This window comes from Colwellia sp. RSH04, from assembly GCF_003545765.1.
GTDB lineage: Bacteria > Pseudomonadota > Gammaproteobacteria > Enterobacterales > Alteromonadaceae > Colwellia.
Window position 1 is genome coordinate 1 of the sequence record NZ_QXIO01000027.1, and the last position, 4,070, is coordinate 4,070.

Here is a 4,070-nt window from a genome sequence, read left to right on the forward strand (position 1 = left end):
TTTTGCTTAGCGACAATAGCGACATAGAACCACCTGATCCCATTCCGAACTCAGAAGTGAAATGTGTTAGCGCCGATGGTAGTGTGGGAGTTCCCATGTGAGAGTAGGACATTGCTAAGCTTCTAATTAAATGCTTTAGAGATGAAGCGCAGCGCCGATGGTAGTGTAACTTAGGTTACGAGAAGCCCATGTGAGAGCGTAGCGGGACATTGCTAAGCTTCTAATTGAGAAAGCCCGTTGAAAACAACGGGCTTTTTAATAAGCTTTAATTCGTTAGTTTGTAAGTTCTAATTAACGAATTCAAGTTTTTATCTAGCGACAATAGCGACATAGAACCACCTGATCCCATTCCGAACTCAGAAGTGAAATGTGTTAGCGCCGATGGTAGTGTGGGAGTTCCCATGTGAGAGTAGGTCATTGCTAGGTTTCCAATTTGGAGGGGTTCCCGAGTGGCCAAAGGGATCAGACTGTAAATCTGACGGCTCCGCCTTCGGTGGTTCGAATCCACCTCCCTCCACCATCTTATTGATGAATTAAATGCCAGCAATTTGCTGGTATTTTTTTTGCATTTTTTTCAGTCTATTTTCTTCATCGTTAGTTGTTGGTGTACTTTTCAACTGTAGCAGTAAGGATTTTGCATAAGCTAGATGTGGAATATTTTTAGTGTTATGTTCATATGAGAAAAGCAATACTTGAATAAGGTTAATCTTAATACCTATGTGATTAGGATATAGTGATTGTGCCGTAGTTAATTGTTTAATAGCAAGGGTATACTCTTTATTTTCATAAAGCTCTTGACCCTTAGATATTGCTTCTTGAGCTTTATCTCTAGCACTATCATTGAAGTTATGTTGACTATTATTTTCATCAATATTATCTAATGAAGTTTTCAAAACTTCCGAAGGAACACAAGGTCTATTTAGCTTTACTAAAGTATTAGATATGTCTTTAAGAGCATCTTTGTTAATACCATTGATTTCTTTATTTAACAGTTTTTCTCCGTATGCTATCTCGTCTTTTGCTATATCGTAATCACGAGTCGTTTCAAGTAAGCAAGCTGTTAATAAGTGAGATTGTATTTTTACGTCTATTTGCTTGAAGTCTTTGTTCATTTGGTTAAGGTATGTGTAAGCGCGGTTGTTTATTTTTTTAGCGTCTACTAAAGGCAAGCTTGGAGAATATTCCATTAACGCCTTTGCAAACATAATAGCGTTATCTGGAGAATGATGAATTGAATTATTTGCTAGTTTATATGTTTGCTCATAAGCATATGTGGCTTTATCAAAATGATGATTATCTAAACATTGCTTTGCGTACTTTTTTAATCTAGGGATAGACCTTGGGGATATTTTTAGGGCTTGCTCTAAGATCTCTTCTGCAAAGATGAAGTTAAACTGTTTTTGATATGTAGTAGCAAGCCAATCATAACTTGATAAATATAGGGGGTGTTTCTTAATTAACGCTTTAAATATTGATTCGGCATTGATTAATTTATCTTCATGTAACGCAACTTTTCCTAAACCAACATTAGCCCATTGGCAGTTAGCTGAATCTTTATAAATCTCATAAATCTCTTTAGCTCGTTCAAATTCTGATAATTCATAATATTGCCTTGATTTTATACCTAAACATTCTGTTTTATAAGGTGTATCTGTTGCTATAACTTGATCACAAAACTCTATAACTAAATTTGGATCTCCTAATTCAAGAGCTTGATAAATTGAAGACATAGCTCGCTTTTTCTTTAAACATTTTGATAAACGCTTTTCGAGCTCATTTAATGAGTATGGTTTACATAAGTAATCATCCGGTTTATGCTCGAGTGCTGCTAAAACCATAGCTTGTGAAACTTCAGCGGTTATCAAAATAACAATGCAATGCCTACTAATATGATTATTGATACGAAGTTCTTCAAGAATCTGTTGACCATTCTTTTGGCTATCACCTAAGTCGTAACCTAAGAGTATAACGTCGTATTCTTTTTGTTGGCATATTGCAATAACATCTTGCGCGTAATGAGAGCTATCAACTTGTTTGGAAGTAAGCCTCATTACAAACTGTTTAAGAATATCTTGTGATGGTTTAATGTTATCAACTATTAGAAACCGTAAACCTTGATACTTATTGGATACCATAAATTCCTTGTTATACAGGCATGATGTACATATGTTTAATAGCGATGCCTTTCAATAAATCTGATAAACTAAAATTAATACTAATGAAGCACCTTACATATGAACGATTTTAAAACTTTTGCCTTTGATGATGCAATTAATAATGCCATTGCAGAATTAAGGTATCTAAATCCAACACCAATTCAACAATTAACTATTCCGTTAATATTAACTAATCATGATGTGATGGCAAGAGCAAATACAGGGACAGGCAAAACAGCTGCTTTTAGTTTACCTTTAATACAGAAATTAATAAGCGATACTAAAGCAGAATCAGGTATTAAAATTTTGATCCTTGCACCCACTCGTGAATTATGTCGACAAATCCATCATAGCATTTGTGAGTTTTCGGTAAATACTGATATTGAGTCAGCCATGGCTTATGGAGGCGTGAGTGGTAGAACACAACTTTCTAAGATTACAGATAAGACAAGCATTCTTGTTGCGACACCAGGAAGGTTATTGGAGCATTTAAATAATAAAGCGTTTTCATTAAGTAAAGTAAATACTTTAGTGTTTGATGAAGCGGACCGATTGTTAGATTTAGGCTTCAAGGATGAAATAGACAGGATATTAGCTTACATACCTAAAAAGCGACAAAACTTATTGTTCTCAGCTACATTTGATAAAACTATATATAGCATTAGTAAAAGGTTATTAAATAATCCGAAATTAGTAGAAATAGAAAATGATAGTGCAGAACAAAAAGATCAAACATTAATAGAACAACATTTTTACACTGTAGATCAAAATAGAAAAAGAGAATTAACATCATACTTAATTGGTTCTAACAATTGGCAAAGAGTATTGGTGTTTGTCAGAACAAAAAAAGAGGCTGACCATTTAGCAACGGAAATGAAAAAAGATGGCATACCCTCTGCCTCATTTCACGGTGATAAAACACAAGGTTATAGAGAAAAAACGTTAAAACAGTTTAAAAATAATGAAGTTCGAGCCCTTATTGCGACAGACGTCGCTGCAAGAGGTATAGATATAAATAATTTGGAACAAGTGATTAACTATGAGCTACCTTATCAATCTGAAGATTACATTCACAGAATTGGCAGAACTGGTAGAGCAGGTAAAAAGGGAGAAGCTATCTCGCTAGTTAGTTATAAAGAGACTTGGCTTTTAGAGTCAATTGAAAAACTCTTAAAAAAACAAATAATACAGCAATGGTATCCAGGTTTTGAGCCATCATTAAATCAAGAACAAGATGAAAAGTCGTATCATAATGACCCAAGAAAAAAAATAAGTAAAAAAAGGGAAAGAGAAAAAGCGCTAGGTATCAACAAAAGACGAGTGAATAAATTTGCTAGACGAAAATAGCCTGGCTATCGTTAAAAGATCAAAAAAAATATGGATAGATTGATCACTATATAAGTACTGGAAAAGCTAATTTGTCTATATTTACAAGCAAACTCATAAATACTTTAACTATAAATAGCATCTTTAATATAAATATAAGCGATATTTAACTATATTGATGTAGATAAATAACTATGGGATATCTTTGTAAAAGCTAGATAACAATGAAAAGATCATTATTGATCGAACTAGATAGCCCTTTATTTAAACGTCTTGTACTATTTTTGTGCGAACAGACAAGAAATTTAAATTAACACTTGATCCCTACAGGAAAGTGTCTAAAATGCGCTTCAACTTCTTAAGGAGACTTAAGAAGTCTGTTTTAAATAGTTAACTTAACAGATAATTGTTGTTAACGGGTCAGATAAGTTAAAAACTTAAAACTTTTTTAAAAAGTTGTTGACATTGAAACAGAGGTGCGTAAAATGCGCATCTCGCTTCGGGGCAAAGATACTGAGGCAAACGATGTAAACGAATGCGATTTACATCTTCTCGAAAGAGAAATTCTTTAACAATTAGTTATCATGC

General features: G+C 33.7%; 2 protein-coding genes, 1 tRNA gene and 2 rRNA genes. 4 read left to right on the forward strand and 1 reads right to left on the reverse strand.

Annotated features, from left to right (window positions below; translation table 11 throughout):
* Positions 1 to 5 precede the first annotated feature (5 nt).
* From rrf (D1094_RS18210) to D1094_RS18220, 3 genes are all read left to right on the forward strand, one after another.
* Positions 6 to 120: ribosomal RNA gene (gene rrf, locus D1094_RS18210) — 5S ribosomal RNA — on the forward strand.
* 191 nt (positions 121 to 311) lie between these two features.
* Positions 312 to 426 (forward strand): 5S ribosomal RNA (rrf, locus tag D1094_RS18215).
* A 9-nt stretch (positions 427 to 435) separates the two neighbouring features.
* Positions 436 to 520 (forward strand) — tRNA-Tyr (locus D1094_RS18220).
* Between the two features lie 13 nt (positions 521 to 533).
* Here the strand turns inward: D1094_RS18220 and D1094_RS18225 are convergent.
* Positions 534 to 2,135, reverse strand: a complete 1,602-nt coding sequence (locus D1094_RS18225) for a response regulator (protein ID WP_118961522.1) — start codon at positions 2,133 to 2,135, stop codon at positions 534 to 536.
* Between the two features lie 99 nt (positions 2,136 to 2,234).
* Between D1094_RS18225 and D1094_RS18230 the strand changes: the two genes are divergently transcribed.
* Complete coding sequence (locus D1094_RS18230) at positions 2,235 to 3,503, forward strand: DEAD/DEAH box helicase (RefSeq protein WP_118961523.1); 1,269 nt, start codon at positions 2,235 to 2,237, stop codon at positions 3,501 to 3,503.
* The last annotated feature ends 567 nt before the right edge of the window (positions 3,504 to 4,070 follow it).

What these genes read in the sequence shown, in the direction of transcription:
- D1094_RS18225 (WP_118961522.1), bottom strand. Translation starts at nt 2,135, where the DNA reads ATGGTATCCAATAAGTATCAAGGTTTACGGTTTCTAATAGTTGATAAC.
- D1094_RS18230 (WP_118961523.1), top strand. Translation starts at nt 2,235, where the DNA reads ATGAACGATTTTAAAACTTTTGCCTTTGATGATGCAATTAATAATGCC.